The sequence below is a fragment of the Streptococcus sp. A22 genome, from assembly GCF_043674215.1.
In the GTDB taxonomy this organism is placed as follows: Bacteria; Bacillota; Bacilli; order Lactobacillales; family Streptococcaceae; genus Streptococcus; species Streptococcus suis_V.
Genome location: NZ_JBIMJQ010000001.1, coordinates 47,559 through 68,437 on the forward strand (window position 1 = coordinate 47,559; position 20,879 = coordinate 68,437).

The following is a 20,879-nucleotide window of genomic DNA, read 5'->3' on the forward strand; positions in this document are numbered from 1 at the left end:
AAATAGCTAAAAAACCTTGTCACTTGACAAGGTTTTCAAACTTATTTAGCTTTACGAAGAGCTCCGTAAAGGACACCAGACACAACCGCACCAATCAATACGTAAAGGATGTAAAGTAATGGGTTAGAGGTCAAAGCGATAACGAAGATACCACCGTGTGGCGCCATCAATTGAATGCCTGACAAACCTACCAAGGCACCTGCGAGGGCAGAACCAGCGATAAAGCTTGGGATTGCACGAGCTGGGTCAGCAGCACCGAACGGAATCGCACCTTCAGTGATGAATGACAGACCCATAACAATGTTTGTCAAACCTGAGTTACGCTCTTCTTGCGTGAACTTGTTCTTGAACAAGAGAGTTGCGACAAAGACTGCCAATGGTGGAACCATACCACCAGCCATAACCGCTGCCATGGCAACAGAACCACCGTCTGCAACAGTTGCTGCAAGGGTACCCGTACCGAAGACATAAGCTGCCTTGTTAACTGGACCACCCATATCGACTGCCATCATACCACCGAGGACAAGGCCAAGGAGAATAGCAGAGCTACCTTCAAGACCTGCAAGGAAGTTGTTCATACCAGTGTTGATAGCTGCCATTGGGATGTTGACAAAGAACATTAAGAAACCAGTGATAGCTGTACCCAAAAGTGGCAAGAGCAAGATTGCATTCAAACCTTGGAGTGATTTTGGCATGTTACGCAAAGCGTTACGAAGAACAAGAACTACACCACCAGCAAGGAAACCACCAACAAGGGCACCCAAGAAACCAGATGATACACCTGCGAGAGCAAGGGTTTCTTCACCACCAGCTGCATAAGGGATTTTACCGAAAGCAAGACCGCTACTAGCAATTGCACCAGCTACGAAACCTGCAACCAAACCTGGTTTTTCAGCGATTGAGTAAGCAATGTAACCTGCAAGGAGTGGCAACATGAAGCCAAAGGCTGCTCCACCAATCTTCATGAACATCGCTGCGATTTCGTTGTATGACCCCAGGCTACCAAGACTGTCGCTTGGTACACCGAGCAAGTTATCAAACAAGAAAGCAAGGGCAATCAAGATACCGCCACCAATAACGAATGGCAACATTTGAGAAACACCGCTCATCAAGTGTTTATAGAATGCTTTACCAAGGCTGAGTTTTTCTGAAGATTCCACAGTAGCTGCTCCTTCTGTCGCTGTATAAGTTGACGCTTTACCGTCCAAGATGATGTTAATCAATTCTTCTGGTTGTTTGATACCAGCAGCAACTGGACGAGATACCAATGCTTTACCATTGAAACGAGGCATGTCAACAGCCTTATCTGCTGCGATGATTACACCTGCCGCATTCTTAATGTCTTCAGCAGTTAGTTTGTTACCAACCCCAGACGCACCGTTTGTTTCAACCTTGATGTCAACACCCATCTCAGCAGCCTGCTTCTTAAGAGCTTCTTCTGCCATGTAAGTGTGAGCAATACCAGTTGTACATGCTGTAACAGCAACGATAAATGGACGGTCGCCACTTGGAGCTACAACCACTTCTTCAGCCGCTTCATCTGCTGCTTCAGCTGTATCAAAGACTGCAATCACTTCTTCAGGATTTGTTGCCGCACGAATTCTATCAGCAAATCCAGCTTTCATCAAGTATTTAGACAATTCCGCAAGGGCTGCCAAGTGCGTGTCGTTGGCACCTTCTGGAGCTGCAATCATGAAGAACAAATCAGTTGGTTGACCATCAAGACTTGCGTAGTCAACACCCTTGTTTGATTTTGCAAAGAGAACAGTTGCCTCTTTTACAGCCGCATTCTTAGCATGTGGCATTGCAATACCATCGCCAAGACCAGTAGTTGTTTGTGCTTCACGGTTCATGATACCTGTTTTGAATACGTCAAAATCCGTTACATAGCCTTTATCAACCAAACTAGCAATCATTTCATCGATAACTGCTTCCTTGCTTGTTGCTTGCAAATCAAGCAACATGACATCTTTTTTCAAAACGTCTTGAATTTTCATAGAGTTTCTACCTCAACTTTTTCATAAATTTCCTTAATAAATTCGATACTTGCCAAATCATCTGAAAAGGCTGTTGCCGTACCGCAAGCAACTCCCCATTTGAGGGCTTCGATTGGGTCTTGTGAGCAAACGTATTCACCTGTAAAACCTGCCACCATGGAATCTCCAGCTCCGACAGAGTTTTTCACTGTACCCTTGATGGGTTTGGCAAAGTAAGTTGCCTTTGGAGTGACCAATAAGGCTCCGTCCCCTGCCATGGAAATGATAACATTCTGAGCTCCCATATCTAAGATTTTCTTAGCATAGGTCTCGATATCTGCCATGCCATTCAATTCAACATTGAAAATAGCTTCCAATTCATGATTGTTCGGCTTGACCAGGAGTGGTTGGTGAGCAAGTGAATCCAGAAGCGTTTGCCCTTCAAAGTCACAAACTACCTGAGCACCCGCTTTTTTCGCCACAGGAATCAGTCTATTGTAGATTTCATTTCCAAGACTAGCCGGAGCTGAACCAGCAAAGACAACGGTATCATCTTTTGTTAAGCCAGCCAAAACCATTTCTAGTTCTGCCAATTGAATATCTGTCACAATTGGACCCAAACCGTTGATTTCCGTTTCTTGGTCGGCCTTGATTTTCACATTTATGCGGGTATCTTGGTCAACTTGAACAAAATCCGTATCAATACCCTCGGCTATCAAGCCATCCTTGATGAATTGGCCAGTAAAACCACCGAGAAAACCAGTAGCGGTGTTGGAATGTCCCAATCGCTTCAAGATGCGACTGACGTTAATTCCCTTACCACCAGCATACTTATCATCGCTCTCCATACGATTGACACTACCTGTCTCGACATGGTCAAGACGAACGATATAGTCAATGGCTGGGTTGAGCGTAACCGTATATATCATACTTCTATTACCCTCGTTTTTTCTTTGATAATATCAAACACATGGCTGTCGCTGGATTGACAGATAATGGAGGCTTTTTCGACTGCAGCAACCTTGACAAAGGAAAATTGACCAATTTTGGAGGCATCAGCCAGGACAAAACTTTCCTTGGCATTGTCCAAGACTGTCCGTTTTATGGTCGCCTCTTCGATGTCAGGCGTTGTCAAGAAATCCTTGTCAATCCCGTTCATTCCCAAAAAGGCCTTGTCAAAATTAAGTTGTCGCAGTTGTTCTAAAGCCACCGCACCAATTGATGCATCGGTCGAACTTTTGACATTTCCACCAATGATAATGGTTTTAATCTGCTTTTCAACCAGTCGAACGGCGTGATGAATGGAGTTTGTCACGACTGTCAGGTTTTCTTGGTCCAGCAAATCAATCAAAAGCCCTGTCGTGGTGCCTGCATCCAGGAAAATCACATCCCCTGAAACAATCTGCTCTGCTGCTTTTTCAGCAACCTGTCGTTTTTCTTGAACGTTTTTGACAGATTTTTCACGTATGCTTTCTTCCAGTTGCAGATTGGCTGGTGCCTCTGCACCACCGTGGACACGACGAAGTTTTCCTGCTGCCTCTAAATCATCCAAATCCCTACGCACCGTTGATTCTGAAGTATTCAAGATGTCGACCAATTCTTCCAGACGGACAAACTGTTCTTCCTTTATCTTCTCAAGAATCACTTGTTTGCGTTCCGATTTGAGCATGTCACCACCTCCTGAAATCGTTTACAAATTCTATTATACACAAAAATATCTCATTGTCAATCATTTTCTATCAAATTCTTTCAAAAAATATCTAAAAACAGCAGGAAATTTAAATTCCTGCCACTTCTTTTATCATTTTCTTCATTGTATCCATTTCTTCTGGTCGTCCAATAGCCATACGAATGTGATTGGCAAGGACGCCTTGGGAATAATATTTGAAATTCCAGTCTTTGGTAAGGGCAAATTCGTACAAATCCTTGCTCCAAGGCGCAGAAAAGGTCACAAAATTCGCTTGGCTAGGTAAAACACGGCAATCAGGAATGGCCTGCAAGAATTCGATAAACGCAGTGCGTATAGCTTTCAGCTCTGCTATTTTTTCAACAACCAAATCCCTATGAGCTAAGGCTAGTGTGCCAATTTTCGCCGTGACATTGGACAAACTATAGGGCGGAATAATCTTGTCCAGCTCAACAATCAGTTGCTCCTGAGCCACCGCAAATCCGAGCCGGATGCCAGCTAGTCCAAAGGCCTTGGACAGGGTGCGCAGGACAATCAGATTGTCATACTGGTTGATTTTCTCTATAAAACTACTGCTATCCGCAAACTCGATATAGGCCTCATCAATGACGACCAGACCATCGAATTGGGCGATAATTTTCTCGACTTGGACTGAATCAAAAGCGACTGAAGAGGGATTGTTAGGATTGGAAAACATGATCATCTTGGCCTTGACTGATTTGGCATAGGCCAGCAAATCATCCGCTTTGAGGACAAAGGTTTGCTTGTCTTGTGGCAGGTCGTAAGAGACAAACCGACTACCATGTATCTGATTGTAGACCTCGTACATGAAAAAGTCTGGATTGATGGTCAAAAAGACCTCATCGTGCTTGAGGGCGCCGATAACAATCATGTGTACCAGAAAATCCGACCCGACTCCTGCTGTCACTTGTTGAGGCTGGACACCGAGATAATTGGCATAGATTTCAATCAATTCTGCGTAGCGATTGTCACCGTAAAAAGACAATTCCCCCGCTTTCAATTGCTCCAAACTTTCCTCCAACAAAAAAGTCCAGTCAATCAGGCGGTTTTCATTGTCGCCCAGATTGTGAACTGCCTGCCCCGGTAATTTATAGGGTTCTAAATCTTGTAAATCATCTCTAAATACTGTCATGCTTGCTCCTAAATTTGTTTTGGGTTGATAGGTTTGAAGTCAAGAAAAACATCCTTTGACTCGGATGCTAATAACTATCTCTGCGGTGACCGATGGCGAACACTTCAATGACAATTTCATCATCGTAAATATTTGCCAAAATCCGATAATTTCCTACACGATAACGCCATTCTCCTGACCGATTAGCTGTCAATCCCTTGCCATGCAAGCGTGGGTTGTCGGTATGTGCAATGTTATTATCAATCCAAGTCAAGATTGATTTTCGAGTAAAAGCATCTAATTTCTTCAGTTGTTTTACGGCCTTTGAAGTATAGGTTAACTTATAGGTCATAGCCCAAACTCCGCCATTAACTCCTCATGCGAAATGCGAACTCCGTCATCCTCTGCCATAGCCTGACGAAGAACAGCCAAATCATATTCATCCTCTATCCTCTCCAACATAGCCTGACGTGCAAACTCTGAAATCGTTAGCCCATGCAACTGGATATAGTTCTTAATCAGTTTAGAATCCTCATCGTTAATCCGTAACGTCATAGTAGTCATCACCCGACCTCCTTTATAATACATTGTATTCAAAATAGGATAGAAAGTCAAGAAAAGCATGGCCCTGAGATATTTCATCTATAAAAAGAGAAGCTAGCCTTTGGGCTGCTCCTCTCATCGACTTGTTTTGAGGCCTTTTGGTGTCATTTAGACGCAAATTTGCTAGAAGTACAACCAGCAAAAATCCTAAATAGGGAAACCTTAGCCAGCCCAGCTGACTTGGCAAAGTCCATGAAAAAATGCCTAAGCTACTAAAACTCGTCACTACAGCAATCGATATTTTTCCTATCGTAATCAAATACTATCGTTTGAACACAAGAGATTGTTTTGATATCGATCGGGTGATGTCCTCGCACTTCTTCCAGAGAATATGGCGTAAAATCCAGTAACCAAAACCCAGTAGAGACAGCGATAAGATTAGAGCGTTTGATATTAGGTCTGAAATTAGCATAGGAAGCCACCTCACTTTCTAGGGATATTCTACTATGAAAGAGTTTTTTTGCAAGTTTTTTCCTGATAAATCTAGTCCAAAGATGCAACCAACAACTCCGCCACTGCTCATTCAGAAACCAATCACCTCATTTTTGGTCGCATATTTGCCACGTTAATCAAAAACCTCCCAAAGTTATTGAGAGGGTGAGATGCTTACAAATGAGCTTTAATAAATCGGTCAATACTGTCATTCATGACGCGAAGTGCCTCATTTTCCACTGGATAGTGACTGCCGTTTGGCAAATGAACGACTTCAACAGGAGCTTTAGAAATGTGATCCAAAACAGGACGACTTAATTCATAAGGTGTCCACTTGTCTGCATCAGGCTGAGTGAGCAAAATAGGCGCAATATCAAAATCCTGCGGACTGATCTTGGGCACATAATTCATGTAGGATTGTAGGAAGTTGATAGAGGCTAAGTTGCCCGCTGAGGTTTTGTCTTGCAAAAAGATTGCCAGTAATTCTTTGTCGTTGACAAGAGCAGACATTTTAGAAACCAAGGTCATCGGTAACTGCGTACTGCCTAATCCTATAGCCTTACCTAGAGTTATGGCAGGTACCCCAATGCGTCCGGTCAAGATATGACTGGTTGCCTTGTCTCTAACCAGCTGAGATTTCTGTTCTAAAAAGGTCATGCCGATTATACCTCTGACCTCTGGATTGCGAACAGCAACATGATAAGTTTCCATACCACCTGCACTCAGACCGTAAAGGAATATTGGACGATTGTCACGCGCCAGTTCCTTATCAATTAAAGCAGCCCCAATTTCCACTCAGTCATCATAGGTAATTTTGTTGCGATTGCGCACCTCTGTGACACCGTAAGTCGGCATATCAATCATAATGGTTTCGTAACCGTTCTTAGCTTGTGGGCCACCCAAAATCATTGAAATCTGTCTCCCATTGGTACCTACGCCGTGAAAGGCAATAATCTTAGCAGGGGCTTCTGGATTTCTAAACGTGTCCAAATGCAGGCGATGCCCCTTATAGTCCCACCATTCTTCCGCTGGCTGATAGGTATCTGTAAACTGGTAATCTGCTGGTAACTTCTTCATGATTTCTTTCAAAGTTGTTTGCTTTTGGTATGTCATACTATTTTCCTCTTTTTCGTTTTTATATTTCCCAATTTGTCAAATTAAGCTAGACTTTTTCAATAAACTCAGAAAAACTTGGTAGGGTGTTTGATAATTCAAAGACTTTCTAGGAATTCTATTCCTTTTATCAGCTATAGCTGATAAAAATTGCTGAGAAATGCCAGTAAAGTCCATCTGTTTCGGAAGTCCATTCTGCCGTAATAAGCCATTTGAATGCTCATTGATACCTCGTTGACCGGGACAACCTGGATCGGCAAAGAAAATGTCAATGTCATGTGCATTCGAAATAGACTTCCAATTGGAAAATTCTTTCCCGCAATCAAACAAAAGTAATCGACTTAAAGAGATGACTAGGAACTTGAGAAAGCCATTGATTGATGGCTTCCTCAATATCACTTGCTTTTCGTCCCTTAGTTTTCAGTGTAATGATGGCTTTTGAAAGTCGTTCTACTAAGGTAATGACCCCACTTTTGTGTTTCTCGCCAACAATGGTGTCTCCTTCTAGGTGTCCGAGCTCTGTATGAAAATCAGGATAGAGTTCAACTCTTTCACGTAAATCTCTGCGAAAGGCTTGTTTCCCTCTTTTTTCGCTATGACCATTTGCTTTTCGTTTTCCTTTCCAAGGGAGGTCTTCCTTCTTGAAAACACCACGGTCAGCCAGTCGATAGAGAGTTCTAATAGAACAAGAAATCCTATTTGGATAAGTTTCTTTAATGACATCAAGGCTCCAGCTTTGATCTAAATGAGTTTGAATAAAGTCTTTTTCTGCTTGCGAAAGACTTGTTTTCCTCCGACCACAGCGTTTCTTATTGGCTTTGTAGTGTTCATAATAGTCATAGGCAGAATGCCCATCTTTGAGAAAGTTGATAACATGATAGACGGTCTGCTTTGATCTTCTAAGGACTATCATGATATCTGTAACTTTTATACCTTCTTTGTAGTAAGCCTCTATCATTACGAGTTCATTTGTGGTTCATGGGTATAGGTCATTTATGTTAGTTCCTTTCAGACAAATGTGGTAGTTTATCTGAGCCTAATATAGATGGCTTTTTCTGTCTTGCTTAATTTTACAAATTGGGAAGCATAAACACTTAAAAAGAAAAAAAAGCATTTTGGTGCCTAAAAAACAAAATACCCTACCTCTGCACATGAACATGCAAAAATAGAGTATTATTTTTATTCCACTTCAACAATCCAGCCTGCAGGTGCTTCAACGTTACCGAATTGGATTCCTGTTAATTCTTCATAGAGCTTACGAGTAACAGGTCCTACCTCAGTCTCACTGTAGAAGACATGGAATTTATCGCCATGCTGCACTCCGCCGATTGGAGAGATAACGGCTGCTGTTCCGCAGGCTCCTGCTTCGACAAACTGGTCTAATTCTTCGACAAGGACTTCACGCTCCACAGCCTTCATACCCAGACGATGCTCTGCCAAGTACAAAAGAGAATACTTGGTAATAGAGGGCAAAATTGACGGTGAAATTGGCGTAACAAACTCGTTGTCAGCTGTAATCCCAAAAAAGTTTGCTGAGCCGACTTCTTCAATCTTGGTGTGGGTAGCTGGGTCCAGATAAATCACATCTGAGAAGCCCTGCTTTTTAGCATATTGGCCCGGCAAGAGCGATGCTGCGTAGTTACCACCGACCTTGGCTGCTCCAGTTCCGTTAGGTGCTGCACGGTCATACTTATCTTGGATGAGGAAGTTGGTCGGAGCCAAACCGCCTTTGAAATAGTTACCAACTGGCATGGCAAAAACGGTGAAAATGTACTCCTCAGCAGGTTTTACGCCAATGATGTCACCGACACCAATGAGGAGCGGGCGAAGATAGAGGGTGCCACCAGTTCCATAGGGAGGAACGTAGTCTGCGTTGGCTTTGACCACTTCTTTGCAAGCCTTGATGAAGAGCTCCGTCGGAACAGGCTCCATGAGCAAGCGGTCTGCTGTTCGTTGCAGGCGCTCAGCGTTTTGGTCTGGACGAAAGAGCTGGAGTTTTCCCTCCTTGGTGCGATAAGCTTTTAGCCCTTCAAAAGCTTGTTGGCCGTAATGGAGGGCTGGAGAACTTTCTGAAATGTGCAAATTTGCATCATCTGTCAACTCTCCCTCGCTCCATTGGCCATCTTTAAAATGCGCAATAAAACGGTAGGGTAATTTCATATAGGAAAAGCCTAGATTTTCCCAATCAAGATTTACAGTCATAGTGTTCACTCCTTATTAGAAGCTGGATTTACAGCTCAACGCCTCTAACGAAGGTTGGTTTTCTGCCACTCAGCCTTCGTTTTCTTGAGACACGGTCAAAATTCCAGCAAAATTACTGGATACAGCTCCTTATTTTTTACTATTCTACTACTTTTGATGATGAATTTCAAGAAAAATTCAGAAAATTTTGTCAATCTAATAAAAAAGAAAAGGAACAAGGATTGTCCCTAGTCTTCTGGTGATACTTCTGCTTTGATTTTCTGGAAAATTTCTTCCTCTTCTGCCGTCATGTCATATTTCTCTAGCAAGTCAGGACGACGCTCATAAGTCTTGCGTAGGCTTTGCTCCAAGCGCCATTTCCGGATATTTTCATGGTGACCACTCATAAGCACATCTGGGACGACCATGCCACGGTATTCATAAGGGCGCGTGTACTGGGGATATTCCAACAAACCAGACGAAAAACTGTCATCAGTGTGGCTAGCTTCCTTGCCAATCACCTCTGGAATCAAGCGCACCGTCGCATCAATCATGGTCATGGCAGCCAACTCCCCACCAGTCAATACATAATCACCAAGAGAAATCTCGTCTGTCACCAAGGCCTTAATCCGCTCATCGTAGCCCTCATAGTGACCACAGATGAAAATCAACTGCTCCTCCTGAGCCAATTCCTCAGCGTAGGCTTGATTAAAAGTCCGACCGGCTGGATCCAGCAAAATCACGCGCGGATTGGTTTGGGAAATGGCATCCATGGTGTCAAAAATCGGTTGAGCCCGCAAGAGCATACCTTGACCTCCACCGTAGGGCTCATCATCCACGTGACGCGATTTCTCGGCTTTCTCACGGAAATTATGATAATTGATTTCAAGCAACCCCTTGTCCCGCGCCTTGCCGACAATAGAATGTTCCAGTGGTGCAAACATTTCTGGAAAGAGAGTCAAAATATCAATCTTCATCATCCAGCCCCTCGAGCAATTCTACATCGACGCGCTTGTTGTCAATGTCAATATTAAGAACAACTGGCGGAATATAAGGCAAAAGCAAATCTTTCTTGCCTTTTCGTTTGACCACCCAAACATCATTGGCACCCGGTTGCAGGATTTCCTTGATTTGTCCAATGAACTGGTCATTTTCATAGACATCCAGCCCGATGATTTCATGGTAGTAAAACTCGCCTTCGTCCAAGTCTGTCAGATTTTCCTCCGCAATCTTGAGGCTAAAGCCCTTGTATTTCTCAATGTCGTTGATATGATAGAGCCCTCTGAACTTGATAATATCGAAGTTCTTGGCCTTGCGGTGGGAGGCAATTTCCACTTCCATGACAAACTGATCCTTGTCATCAAAAAGCGCCAAGACTGCGCCTTTTTTAAAACGTTCCTCAGCGAAGTCCGTCACAGACAGGACTCGCATTTCTCCTTGCAAGCCTTGGGTATTGACAATTTTTCCTACGTTAAAATAATTCATGTGTTCTCCGTTTGTTTTTCTATTCATCTATTTTAACATGGGAACAGAGATTTCTCAAGGGATTGAAAAAGTCGGCGCTAGCCGACTTATCTTGGGAGAATCTCCTCGATATCTTTCTTGATTTTGACCGTTTTTTCATAGGGCAATTCCAGATAGGTTGCTCCTTTGGATTTTTGAGGTAGGCGTTTTTTCTGCTGGGCAAAAATTCTAAAAAGTAGAACTTATCTACCTGCGGGGGTGTCCTGCTTGCTAGGATTATCAAAGAAATAGGGGCGAATATATGTCACATCTGAATGAAGGCGCGCAGCGTCCTTTCCTTCTAGAACAGCAATTTACTGAAAGTCTTCGTTTTGGATAACAATTCTGTCCGCCTCTGGAAGGTCGATGCTTGTCTTTCTAAAGCCTAGATAGACAGCCAGGATGATGAGCGATAGGATTGTTAAAACCAGTTGAGATTTTTTCATGTACTCATACTCCCTGTTATTTCTAATATTAGCATAACAAATCTGGCCAATTTTGGAAAATATCGGTGTGGAAACCTTACTGACTGCTACTAAACTGGCTTTGATAGAGATTATAGTAGAATCCTTCCTGGGCTAGCAGACTTTCATGATTACCCTGTTCAATGATTTGGCCGTCTTTGAGGACCAGAATCTTATCCGCCTCTTGAATGGTTGACAGACGATGGGCGATGACAAAGCTGGTTCTGCCCTGCATGAGCCGTTTCATAGCCTTCTGAATCAGCAATTCCAAGCGGGTATCGACGGATGAGGTCGCCTCATCAAGAATGAGAATGGAGGGATCAGCTAGCAAGGCACGCGCAATGGTCAAAAGCTGTTTTTGCCCCTGCGAAATATTGCTGGATTCCTGGTTCATCTCCATATTGTAACCGCCAGGTAGGGTACGAATAAAGTGGTCTACATTGGCAATCTTGGCTGCCTCAACAATTTCCTCATCAGTGGCATCCAGGCGACCAAAACGAAGGTTTTCCTTGATAGTTCCTTCATAAAGCCAGGCATCCTGCAGAACCATACCAAATTGACTACGGTATGACTGGCGTGATAATTGACGAATATCGTGACCGTCGACCTTAATGGCTCCAGATGTTACATCGTAAAATCGCATCAGCAGGTTAATGAGTGTAGTTTTTCCGGCACCCGTTGGTCCAACGATGGCCACCATTTCACCTGGCTTAACTTCCAGATTGAAATTGCGAATGAGAGGCTTGTCCTCAGAATAGCCAAATTCAACATTTTCAAAACTGACTTGGCCGGTCAGATTGTCTGTCAAGGCTTGCTCATTGGCGTTGACCTCATCCACCTCATCTAGGACTGAAAAAATGCGCTCCAGGGAAGATTTAGCAGACTGCAACTGGGGAGCTAGCTGGGTCAGGGTTTGCACCGGCTGAGAAATTTGGAAGACATATTGGACGAAGGCCTGCAAATTACCAACTGTCAGACGCCCCGCCAAAACCTGGAGACCAGCCAAGAGGGCAATGATAACATAGGTCAGGTTTGACAAGCCCTGAACCACCGGCATCATCATGCCAGAGGTAAAGCTAGCCTTGAAACCAACCTCCTGCAGGTCCGTTGTAATTTGGCGAAATTCAAGTTTAGACTGCTCTTCCCGTCCGTAGAGTTTCAAAACATGGAAACCGGTCAGATTTTCCTGGATAAAGCCATTGAGGCGACCCAGGATAGCGGCCTGTTCCTTGAAATAAGGCTGGGAGCGCTTGATGATATAGCTGGAACTAAAGTAAGTTAGGGGTACCAAGAGCAGAACGACCAAGGCCAGGGAAACATTGAGGTAGAAGGTCATGCCAATCGCAAAGGTCAAAATCAAGGCCGCATTGACAATTTGCAGGAAACTCTGCTGTAGGGCATTGGAAACCGTCTCAACGTCATTGGTAAAGCGGCCCAGGAGGTCACCATACTGCTCCTTGTCAAAATAGGAAACCGGGATTCGATTGATTTTTTGGCTCAAGTCCTGGCGCATATCACGGACAGCATGTTGAACACCCTTGGTCATGAAATAGTTAGAAAAATAAGCTCCAACTTCGTACATGAGGGCACGGAAGGCGTAAATTGCTAGGAGGGTTGCGACATAAGGCACGTTGATACCGGCTCCTTCAACACCCTTGGCCATATCCAATAAGTTTGCTGTCAGCTCGGTGATAACCATACCCAGCACCAGGGGCTCTAAGGTATTCATAATGGCACTGAGAATCTTCATAAGGATGGCAATAAAGATAGAGCTTTTGTAGGTCCGCAAATAGGTCCAAACACGCTTAAAAACATTTGTATTCTTCATATCACCCTCCTATTCTTCTTCTGTCAAGGACTGACGATTGAGTTGAGAATTGGCAATTTCACGGTAGAATTCATTGCTTTCCATTAACTCATCGTGCTTACCACGACCGACAATTTCCCCTTCGTTGAGGACAATAATCTGGTCCGCATCCATAATGGTTCCCACACGCTGGGCAACGATAAGGACAGTCGCATTTTCCGTCACTTCCTTGAGGCGCTTGCGTAAAATCGCATCTGTCCGATAGTCTAAGGCAGAGAAGGAATCATCAAAGATATAGATTTCTGGTTCCTTGACAATGGCACGCGCGATAGACAGTCGCTGTTTTTGCCCGCCAGACAGATTGCTACCGCCTTCTGCCAAATGGGTCTCAAACCGTTCTTCCTTGCTTTCGATAAAATCCTTGGCCTGAGCCACATCAGCCGCCGCATCCAGCTCCGTCATGCTGGCATCCAGCTTTCCATACTTGAGGTTTTCAGCGATTGTTCCGGTAAATAGCAGAGCTTTCTGCGGAATAAAGCCAATCTTGCTGCGGAGGGCTTTCAAATTGTAGCGTCTGACATCCACACCATCTACTAAGATCCGGCCCAGGGTCACATCGAAAAATCGCGGAATGAGCTGGACCAGAGTAGACTTACCAGAACCCGTTGAGCCAATAAAGGCAATGGTCTGACCAGGTTCTGCCTTAAAGGAGATATTGTGGAGAACAGGCGACTCGGTCTCACCTGGATAGGCAAAGGTCACATTGTCAAATTCCAGGTAACCGCGGGTTTCTGTCTCTGTAATCCCGTCTTCATTTTTAGAAATCGAAATCGGCATGTCCAGAACTTCCTGAATCCGCTTGGCTGAAACTGCCGTCCGGGGATACATGGTAAAGAGATTGGCAAAGAGCAAGAAGGAGAAAAGGGCATGAAAACCATACTCAATAAAGGCAACCAGGTCACCGATTTGCAAGCTACCTTCTCTGAGCGGAGCAAGGGCAAACCAGACAATGGCCACAATCATGGCAATAATGATTTGTACAAATAGTGGCTCCGTCAAACCTGTCAAGATGAAGAGTTTCTTAGAAATGCCGGTGTAATCCTCATTGACCTGCTCAAATCGTTCTTCTTGAAATTCTTCGCGCGCAAAAGCCCGGATGACCCGCAACCCCATGAGATTTTCACGGACGTACTGGTTAATCGTGTCCAACTTTTGCTGCTGCATTTCAGACAAAGGACGGGTCTTGATGGCCACATAATAGACGACCCAGACCAAGAAAGGCATAGCCACTGCTACTGTCCAAGCCAGTCCAGGACTGGTCACCAGGGTCATGATGACCGAGGCAATCATCATCATAGGCGTGATAACACCCAGTCGCAGAACCTGCTCCGCAAACTGCATGAGGACAAAGGCATCATTGGTAATCCGTGTCACAAGCGAGGAAACACCAATCTGCTCGTATTCATGATGGGAATAATCTTGGATTTTTTCATACAAATCATTGCGGATATCCTTGACAATATTGGTCGTCAACTGTCCAGCAGCATAGGCCAAAAGGACACGACCGACAATGCCCAACACAACGATTATCAACATCATCCAAGCCCAGAAATAGACTTGGTCAGGATTATTTTGCGTGAGCCCCTGGTCAATCATCCGAGCCAAGAAGGTTGGCAAACCAAGGTTGACTGCTACGAACAAAATTCCGGCAAACAGGTCTAATATCAACCATTTTGGATAGTGTTTCAGATAGTTCCAAATAAGTTTCATAATTCCCTTTCTAGTTTTTTATCTTGAAGTAAGTAAAAAGCCACCAAATGGTGACCCTCTTATTCTTTCTCGTCAATCACTAAACGAACTTTTTTACCACTTGTTGGGACAGAATAGACAATCGTACGAATTGCAGAAATCGTGCGTCCTTTTCTACCGATAACACGGCCAATATCCGATTGATCCAAATCCAAATGATATTCCAAAAATTCAGGTGTATCAACGATTTTAATCGTCAAGCTGTCAGGCTGTGAAATCAAGGGTTTCACAATCGCAATAATGAGATTTTCAATCATGTCCATAAGTAGTCTCGCTTACTGTTCTTATTTAGAGAATTTTGATTCGTGGAATTTCTTCATAACGCCAGCGTTAGAAAGAAGGGCACGAACTGTATCAGATGGTTGTGCACCTTTTGCCAACCACTCAAGTACACGCTCTTCTTTAAGAGTTACTGAGTTTTCAGCCAAAAGTGGGTTGTATGTACCAACTGTTTCGATGAAACGTCCATCGCGTGGAGCGCGTGAGTCTGCAACGTTAATACGGTAGAAAGGTTTCTTTTTAGAACCCATACGAGTCAAACGGATTTTTACTGCCATTTTAAAATGTTCTCTTTTCTTTAATTTTTTATTCGGTGAAATAGCAGAGCTATTTAGCACATGTTCTATTATAACACATTCTAAGCAGGTGTCAAGAAAAAAACTTGACACTTTTTAAAAATTTTATTGCCATTTTTATTGCTCAAGCAGATCTGCTAGTTCTCTCAGTTGACTTGCTAAATTCGAGCGGTCAAAAAGCAAATTATAGACTCCATCTTCACTCAATACACCGCAAGGAATACCATCAAAATAACCATTATTGGATAAATCAAGATCTTCCATATAGGTCTGGCTCTGATAATAATCTAGCAACCGTAAATAACTTGATTGTGCCTGATTGAGTTGGGTAACACTATCAGCAAGGGACTTGTTCATCTCCAGATGCATATTAAATATTTTTTCCATCTCCTCGACACGTTTCCTAGCTTCCATACAATCCCCCCATCAATGTGTTGCACCTCCAACGTTCTTCACATCCTCTTTGTCTTTATATGCAACTATTGCTCCAATGGCTGCTTCAACTCCTCTAACAATATCGGCTAGAGACATAGAGGCAAAGCCTGGTTTGTCAAGAACCTGTTCCGGTAGAAACGGAATATGAAGAAAACCAGCCTTAGTCTTTGGAAATTGTTTATCAGCTAAGTAAAGAGCTTGGTACATGAGATGGTTGCAGACAAAGGTCCCTGCGGTATTAGAAACAGAGGCTGGAAGACCTGCTGCACGAATGGCTTCAACCATTGCTTTGATGGGTAAGGTTGAAAAATAAGCAGGTTGCCCATCTTCACGAATCATAGTGTCAATTGGTTGTTGTCCCAAATTATCTGGAATGCGTGCATCGTCTTGATTAATGGCAACACGCTCAGGTGTTAATTCCGTCCTTCCACCAGCCTGTCCAATACATAGCACAATATCTGGTGCATACTTAGCCATGGCTTCTTCAAGAACACTTGCAGCTTGATAAAAAACAGTTGGAATCTCCTCAAGAAGAATCTCTGCGCCTGCAATCTGCTTTGGTAATGATTTAATGACCTCCAGTGCTGGATTGATAGACTCACCTCCAAATGGGTCAAAACCAGTTACTAATATTTTCATTCTGTTCTCACTCCTTCAAACGAATTTCTCCATAATGAAATTTTTGATTGGGTCTTACATGACGTTTAAAGCCAAATCGCTCAAAGACCGCATCACGAAAATGAGCTTTCAAGATAATCTTTTCCTTGGCCACCCGCTTGGCCTGAGCCAACAATTCCCCTGACAAGGGGGCAGCATTTGCTAGCCCTGCTAATCCGGACAAATTCTGCGATTCCTTAATCTCCTTCGAAAACATAGGGTCAAAATAAATCACATCAACCGACTTATCTGCCTGATTTTTCAAATAGGGCAAACTGTCTGTCCAGATGGCCTCAATGGACCGCATGGCTTGATTAACCGCTTCATTGCCACTATCAAACTCTTTCAGACCTCGGCTTACCATAAAATGAATAAGCAGAGAACTCTCCAAGGCTGTCACCTGATGTCCCGCACTAGCTAGGACAATACTATCAGAAGCCAGCCCCATGGTACAATCTAAAATAGTCTTTGGCTTGTCGCCAATCAATTCTAGGAGAGGGTCACGTCCAGCTTTGATACGAAGCATAGCAGTATCTGGGTGAAAAAAGAGGGATTGCCCACCCACTTGTTCCAAAACCAGCCGGTCTTTGTAAACTACCAAAACCTGTTCCACATCCGTAAAAAAACGGCTCAAGGCTTGCTTATTACGCGGCAGATAAATAGCAGGTAGTTCTTTGGCAATGGACTCTGCAAGGGAAACTAGCTGACTATCCATCCTCAAACTCGTTGTCACAATCAGATTCATACTTATCATTATACCAAAGAAACGACTAAAGTAATCCCTAGCCGTTTCATACTATTCAAAATTATCTTATCGTTTGTTGGTCCTTTGGTGTGCAACAGACTTCCGCCACTGATAGATTTTATTGTACATCAAATCTCAGCAGTCCAGTTTATCCAATTTTGACAATGGTTCTACCCAAATGCCGCCCTTCTTTCAAAAGAGTCATGGTCTCAGGCAGTTCTTCCAAGCTGATTTCATCATAAGCCAGCTGGTCTACAATCTTCCATTCCTTGGCGAATTTTTCCCAGACTGCTGTCCGTTTTTCATGGCTAATTTGGACAGAATCAATTCCCAAAGCCTGTACACCACGGAGAATAAATGGCAGAACATTGGTCAACATCTTGACACCTCCGGCATTTCCACAAAGCGAAACAGCACCGTCATAGTCAATCTGTGGAATCAGATGAGCGACCACATCACCACCTACTGTGTCCAGCACATAATTGTAAATCCCTTTGAGCAGGAGTGGATTCTCCTTGATAAAGACTTGATCTGGCTTGATAATCTTGCTAGCACCCAGCCGGCAAACCAGCTCATCCTGATTGTTCTTTCGGGTCAGAGCGCTAATATGCTCATAGCCCTGAGATTTGAGAATGGCAAGCCCAACCGAGCCTACGCCACCACTAGCACCTGTCACGAGAATCTGTGGTTGCTTGTCCACTGTCATTCCAGCTTTCTCAAGCGCCAGGACAGACAAACCAGCTGTGAGTCCCGCCGTGCCAAGGATCATGGCATCTTTCATTGTCAACCCTTCTGGCAATGGCACAACCCAATCTTTGGGAACGCGGGCATATTCAGAGAATCCGCCTGTATGGGACATGCCCATTTCATAGCCGGTCACCAGCACTTCCTGACCAAGAGTAAATTCATCTGTCTCCGAAGAAACGACAGTACCAGCCAAGTCTATACCTGGAATCATGGGATAATTCCGGATGACACCGGAATTTTTCTGCACAGCCAGCATGTCCTTGTAGTTGACCGAACTGTAGGCAACTTTGATAAGGACTTGACCTTCATGCAAATCATCCACTGTAATGGTTTTTGGAGCAAATACAATCTCGTCGCCTACTTGCTCAACAACCATAGCCTTAAATTCTCTATTCATTTGATAACCTCCGATTTTGATATAGGATAGAGTCAGCTTCCCAACCTCTCTACCTTACCTCCTCTCCGTTTTCTATCTGTTATTATAATAAAACATTTCAGAGAATTCGTCCAGCTAAAACCGATTTAAAAATAAAATTTTAGTCTGAATTTTCAAAAAAGATAAGAGGAAATAAAAAATCCCTAAGGCACGAACTTAGGGAATGACTAGTTATAAAATCCAGATTATCAAAAAGGATGGATTTCATTTATTCTAGCATATTATGTCATAAATTACCAATAGTTTTTAGTTACATGAACCTATAGCTATAAACTATAACTACTTTTAACGTACTTGCTCAAATCGCAGATGAACGACAATCTTATCCGCGTAGCCATTGCGTTCCAAATCACGCTGCAGGCGATAAGAAATATAATGCTCTGCGATTGAGATATAGCCGGCATCCAGCAAACGGTGCTCCACCTGGGATTGTACCATGCTGATGGTTGGGCGTTCTGTATGAGCCTCTTCCAAGTCAAGTACGACCTTCTTAGTCACCTGGGCAAGGTTTTTCCGCCAGGTATCATCAATCACATAAACTGTCTGCGCAGCCTTTAAAATGGCTTGATAAATCTTTTCTGGGTCAAATTCAACAATCTCTCCACTACGTTTAATGACTTGCATATTAAGCTCCTTTCTGGTTTTCAGTAAACCCTTTCATACTAATAATTATCTATGTTTTTCACGGTTTTGTCAAGTTATAATTTTCATTCTATGATATAATATACTTAAAATTCTGAAAATAAAGGAGAATTCTATGTCACAAGCAATGCCAAAACGCCATGAAATTGACGTGCAACTCACCTGGGATACCAACCTGATTTTCCCAGACAACCAGGCCTATAAGGATGCCCTTGCTAGCTACAAGGAACAAGTTGAGAAATTTGAGAAAACCTATAAAGGTCAATTGATCGAAAAAGCAAGTATTGTCGCTGCACTGAAAGAATACGAAGACCTGTCTATCCTCCTCAGCAAGCTGGACCACTATGCCTTCTTGCCACTTGAAGTCGACAAGATGAATACAGAATTGGCTAGCCTCGCCAATGAATACGAATTAGTGCGTGCCTTTGCCATTCCAAAATTGTCCTTCCTGGACACCGAACTGGGCTTACTTGACGAGGCAGTCTTGAACAACTTGATTGCTGAACAGCCTCAATGGAAGGCGTTTTTCGAGGCAATCATTCGCCAAAAACCTCACCAACTCAACCCTCTTCAAGAAGAACTCTTGGCCAATTTTGCACCAACCTTTGGCCAACCTTACAACAACTACGGGGTTACCAAGTTTGAGGATATGACCTTTGACAGCTTTGAAGCAAATGGCCAAACCTACGGAAACAGCTATGTTTTGTTTGAAAATGACTACGAAATCAGTCACGACACCGAAATTCGTCGTAATTCCGCTGCTGGTTTCTACAATACCTTGAAAAAATACAAGAACACAACAGCTGCAACCTATCTATCACACATTAAAAATGAGCAGATTGAGGCGCGCCTCCGCGGTTTTGACACGACCATTGACTATCTTCTCCACCACCAAAATGTTTCCCGCGACCTCTTCGACCGTCAGATTGACGTCATCATGAAAGAATTGGCACCGCACATGCGTCGCTATGTCAAGCTGGTTGCCAAGGCTCATGGCTTGGAGAAAATTACCCACGCCGACCTGAAAATCAGCCTACCGTCCGAATTTAACCAACGCATTACGCCAGAAGAGTCTAAACAATTCTTGATTGACTGTTTGGGCATCCTTGGCGACGATTATGTCAAGATGATTGAACGTTCCTTCGATGAGCGCTGGATTGACTTTGCGCAAAATGAGGGCAAGGCGACTGGTGGTTTCTGTGCGACTCTCTATGACGGACCGTCTTATATCCTGCTTTCTTGGACTGGTCTCATGAATGAAGTCCTGGTATTAGCTCACGAACTGGGGCATGCAGGGCATTTCCAATTGGCTAAGAAACAAAGCATTCTCAGCTATGACCCATCGCTCTATTTTATCGAGGCACCATCAACTGCCAACGAAGTTTTGACTTGTAATACTCTCTTGAAAAACAACCAAGACCCTGGTTTCCAGGCTTACCTAATTAGCGAGTTAATCAGTCGTACTTACTTCCACAACATGGTCACTCACCTGCTTGAGGCAGCCTTCCAGCGTGAGGTTTACACTCGTCTGGACAATGACGAATACCTCAACGGCGACATTCTCTGCCAAATCAAGCTGGATGTCATCAAAGAATTCTGGGGTGAAGACTTTGAAATCGGCGACGATGCTGGTCTTATCTGGATGCGCCAGCCTCACTACTACATTGGCCTCTATCCATACACCTACTCAGCTGGCTTGACCATCGGTACGGCTATGGCTAAGCAATTGGAAGAAAATCCAGAAGAAGTCGTTGAAAAATGGTTGGAAACCCTGTCACTGGGCGCTAGCCTGTCTGCCCAAGACCTGGCTAAACACGCAGGCGTTGATGTATCAACAGACCAACCACTTAAAGAAACAATCGCTTACGTTGGTTCCTTGGTCGACAAGTTGGAATCATTGGTCTAATAGCAAAAAAGACTTGAACACAAGAGTTC

General features: G+C 43.7%; 22 protein-coding genes and 1 pseudogene. 1 reads left to right on the forward strand and 22 read right to left on the reverse strand.

The features are described from left to right. Window positions 1-41: 41 nt before the first annotated feature. The 22 genes and pseudogenes from ACHBHN_RS00260 to ACHBHN_RS00365 form a co-directional block, all read right to left on the reverse strand. Entirely contained in the window at window positions 42-1,997 is a 1,956-nt protein-coding gene (locus ACHBHN_RS00260; RefSeq protein ID WP_394733419.1) for a fructose-specific PTS transporter subunit EIIC, read from the reverse strand. Next, window positions 1,994-2,905 (reverse strand): 1-phosphofructokinase, encoded by a 912-nt coding sequence (gene pfkB / locus ACHBHN_RS00265; protein ID WP_105123276.1) that lies wholly within the window; start codon window positions 2,903-2,905, stop codon window positions 1,994-1,996. Before pfkB ends, ACHBHN_RS00260 begins: the two co-directional genes overlap by 4 nt. Continuing rightward, a complete protein-coding gene (locus ACHBHN_RS00270; protein WP_105111977.1) occupies window positions 2,902-3,645 on the reverse strand; it encodes a DeoR/GlpR family DNA-binding transcription regulator in 744 nt (247 codons plus the stop codon). The genes pfkB and ACHBHN_RS00270 overlap by 4 nt, the downstream gene beginning before the upstream one ends. A gap of 109 nt (window positions 3,646-3,754) precedes the next feature. After that, on the reverse strand, window positions 3,755-4,816 hold the full coding sequence (locus ACHBHN_RS00275) for an aminotransferase class I/II-fold pyridoxal phosphate-dependent enzyme (protein ID WP_105123275.1): 1,062 nt from the start codon (window positions 4,814-4,816) through the stop codon (window positions 3,755-3,757). 67 nt (window positions 4,817-4,883) lie between these two features. Continuing rightward, the gene (locus ACHBHN_RS00280; RefSeq protein WP_105123274.1) at window positions 4,884-5,147 is read right to left on the reverse strand and encodes a type II toxin-antitoxin system RelE/ParE family toxin; all 264 of its coding nucleotides are present in this window, start codon (window positions 5,145-5,147) and stop codon (window positions 4,884-4,886) included. Then, window positions 5,144-5,359, reverse strand: a complete 216-nt coding sequence (gene relB, locus ACHBHN_RS00285; RefSeq protein ID WP_105111980.1) for a type II toxin-antitoxin system RelB family antitoxin — start codon at window positions 5,357-5,359, stop codon at window positions 5,144-5,146. The genes ACHBHN_RS00280 and relB overlap by 4 nt, the downstream gene beginning before the upstream one ends. Before the next feature lie 645 nt (window positions 5,360-6,004). After that, a complete protein-coding gene (locus ACHBHN_RS00290) occupies window positions 6,005-6,625 on the reverse strand; it encodes a serine aminopeptidase domain-containing protein (protein WP_238140777.1) in 621 nt (206 codons plus the stop codon). Then, window positions 6,626-6,943 carry a hypothetical protein gene (locus ACHBHN_RS00295; RefSeq protein WP_238140776.1) on the reverse strand — a complete coding sequence of 106 codons (318 nt, stop codon included), beginning with the start codon at window positions 6,941-6,943 and terminating at the stop codon, window positions 6,626-6,628. Between the two features lie 39 nt (window positions 6,944-6,982). Beyond that, a pseudogene (locus ACHBHN_RS00300) lies at window positions 6,983-7,936 on the reverse strand (IS30 family transposase). Window positions 7,937-8,122: 186 nt separating this feature from the next. After that, window positions 8,123-9,145: a branched-chain amino acid aminotransferase gene (locus tag ACHBHN_RS00305; protein WP_105123273.1), complete on the reverse strand. Its 1,023-nt coding sequence runs from the start codon at window positions 9,143-9,145 to the stop codon at window positions 8,123-8,125. Between the two features lie 227 nt (window positions 9,146-9,372). Then, window positions 9,373-10,101, reverse strand: coding sequence for a tRNA (guanosine(37)-N1)-methyltransferase TrmD (gene trmD, locus ACHBHN_RS00310; protein ID WP_105123272.1), 729 nt, complete (start codon window positions 10,099-10,101; stop codon window positions 9,373-9,375). After that, entirely contained in the window at window positions 10,091-10,609 is a 519-nt protein-coding gene (gene rimM / locus ACHBHN_RS00315) for a ribosome maturation factor RimM (RefSeq protein ID WP_105123271.1), read from the reverse strand. The genes trmD and rimM overlap by 11 nt, the downstream gene beginning before the upstream one ends. Window positions 10,610-10,941: 332 nt before the next feature. Beyond that, window positions 10,942-11,073, reverse strand: a complete 132-nt coding sequence (locus ACHBHN_RS00320; protein WP_269088507.1) for a hypothetical protein — start codon at window positions 11,071-11,073, stop codon at window positions 10,942-10,944. 76 nt (window positions 11,074-11,149) lie between these two features. Beyond that, window positions 11,150-12,919 carry an ABC transporter ATP-binding protein gene (locus tag ACHBHN_RS00325; RefSeq protein ID WP_105111984.1) on the reverse strand — a complete coding sequence of 590 codons (1,770 nt, stop codon included), beginning with the start codon at window positions 12,917-12,919 and terminating at the stop codon, window positions 11,150-11,152. Between the two features lie 9 nt (window positions 12,920-12,928). After that, window positions 12,929-14,668 carry an ABC transporter ATP-binding protein gene (locus ACHBHN_RS00330; protein WP_394733420.1) on the reverse strand — a complete coding sequence of 580 codons (1,740 nt, stop codon included), beginning with the start codon at window positions 14,666-14,668 and terminating at the stop codon, window positions 12,929-12,931. A 59-nt stretch (window positions 14,669-14,727) separates the two neighbouring features. Next, complete coding sequence (locus ACHBHN_RS00335; RefSeq protein ID WP_105111986.1) at window positions 14,728-14,970, reverse strand: KH domain-containing protein; 243 nt, start codon at window positions 14,968-14,970, stop codon at window positions 14,728-14,730. Between the two features lie 21 nt (window positions 14,971-14,991). Then, window positions 14,992-15,264: a 30S ribosomal protein S16 gene (gene rpsP, locus ACHBHN_RS00340; RefSeq protein ID WP_105111987.1), complete on the reverse strand. Its 273-nt coding sequence runs from the start codon at window positions 15,262-15,264 to the stop codon at window positions 14,992-14,994. 135 nt (window positions 15,265-15,399) lie between these two features. After that, window positions 15,400-15,696, reverse strand: coding sequence for a DUF4298 domain-containing protein (locus ACHBHN_RS00345; RefSeq protein WP_105123269.1), 297 nt, complete (start codon window positions 15,694-15,696; stop codon window positions 15,400-15,402). A gap of 12 nt (window positions 15,697-15,708) precedes the next feature. Then, on the reverse strand, window positions 15,709-16,356 hold the full coding sequence (gene pcp / locus ACHBHN_RS00350; protein ID WP_105123268.1) for a pyroglutamyl-peptidase I: 648 nt from the start codon (window positions 16,354-16,356) through the stop codon (window positions 15,709-15,711). A 7-nt stretch (window positions 16,357-16,363) separates the two neighbouring features. Further along, window positions 16,364-17,119 (reverse strand): class I SAM-dependent methyltransferase, encoded by a 756-nt coding sequence (locus tag ACHBHN_RS00355; RefSeq protein ID WP_172021373.1) that lies wholly within the window; start codon window positions 17,117-17,119, stop codon window positions 16,364-16,366. A 148-nt stretch (window positions 17,120-17,267) separates the two neighbouring features. Continuing rightward, window positions 17,268-18,263, reverse strand: a complete 996-nt coding sequence (locus ACHBHN_RS00360; RefSeq protein WP_394733421.1) for a YhdH/YhfP family quinone oxidoreductase — start codon at window positions 18,261-18,263, stop codon at window positions 17,268-17,270. 324 nt (window positions 18,264-18,587) lie between these two features. Then, window positions 18,588-18,926 (reverse strand): ATP cone domain-containing protein, encoded by a 339-nt coding sequence (locus tag ACHBHN_RS00365; RefSeq protein ID WP_105111991.1) that lies wholly within the window; start codon window positions 18,924-18,926, stop codon window positions 18,588-18,590. Window positions 18,927-19,059: 133 nt separating this feature from the next. Between ACHBHN_RS00365 and pepF the strand changes: the two genes are divergently transcribed. Continuing rightward, on the forward strand, window positions 19,060-20,850 hold the full coding sequence (gene pepF / locus ACHBHN_RS00370) for an oligoendopeptidase F (RefSeq protein ID WP_394733422.1): 1,791 nt from the start codon (window positions 19,060-19,062) through the stop codon (window positions 20,848-20,850). Window positions 20,851-20,879 lie beyond the last annotated feature (29 nt).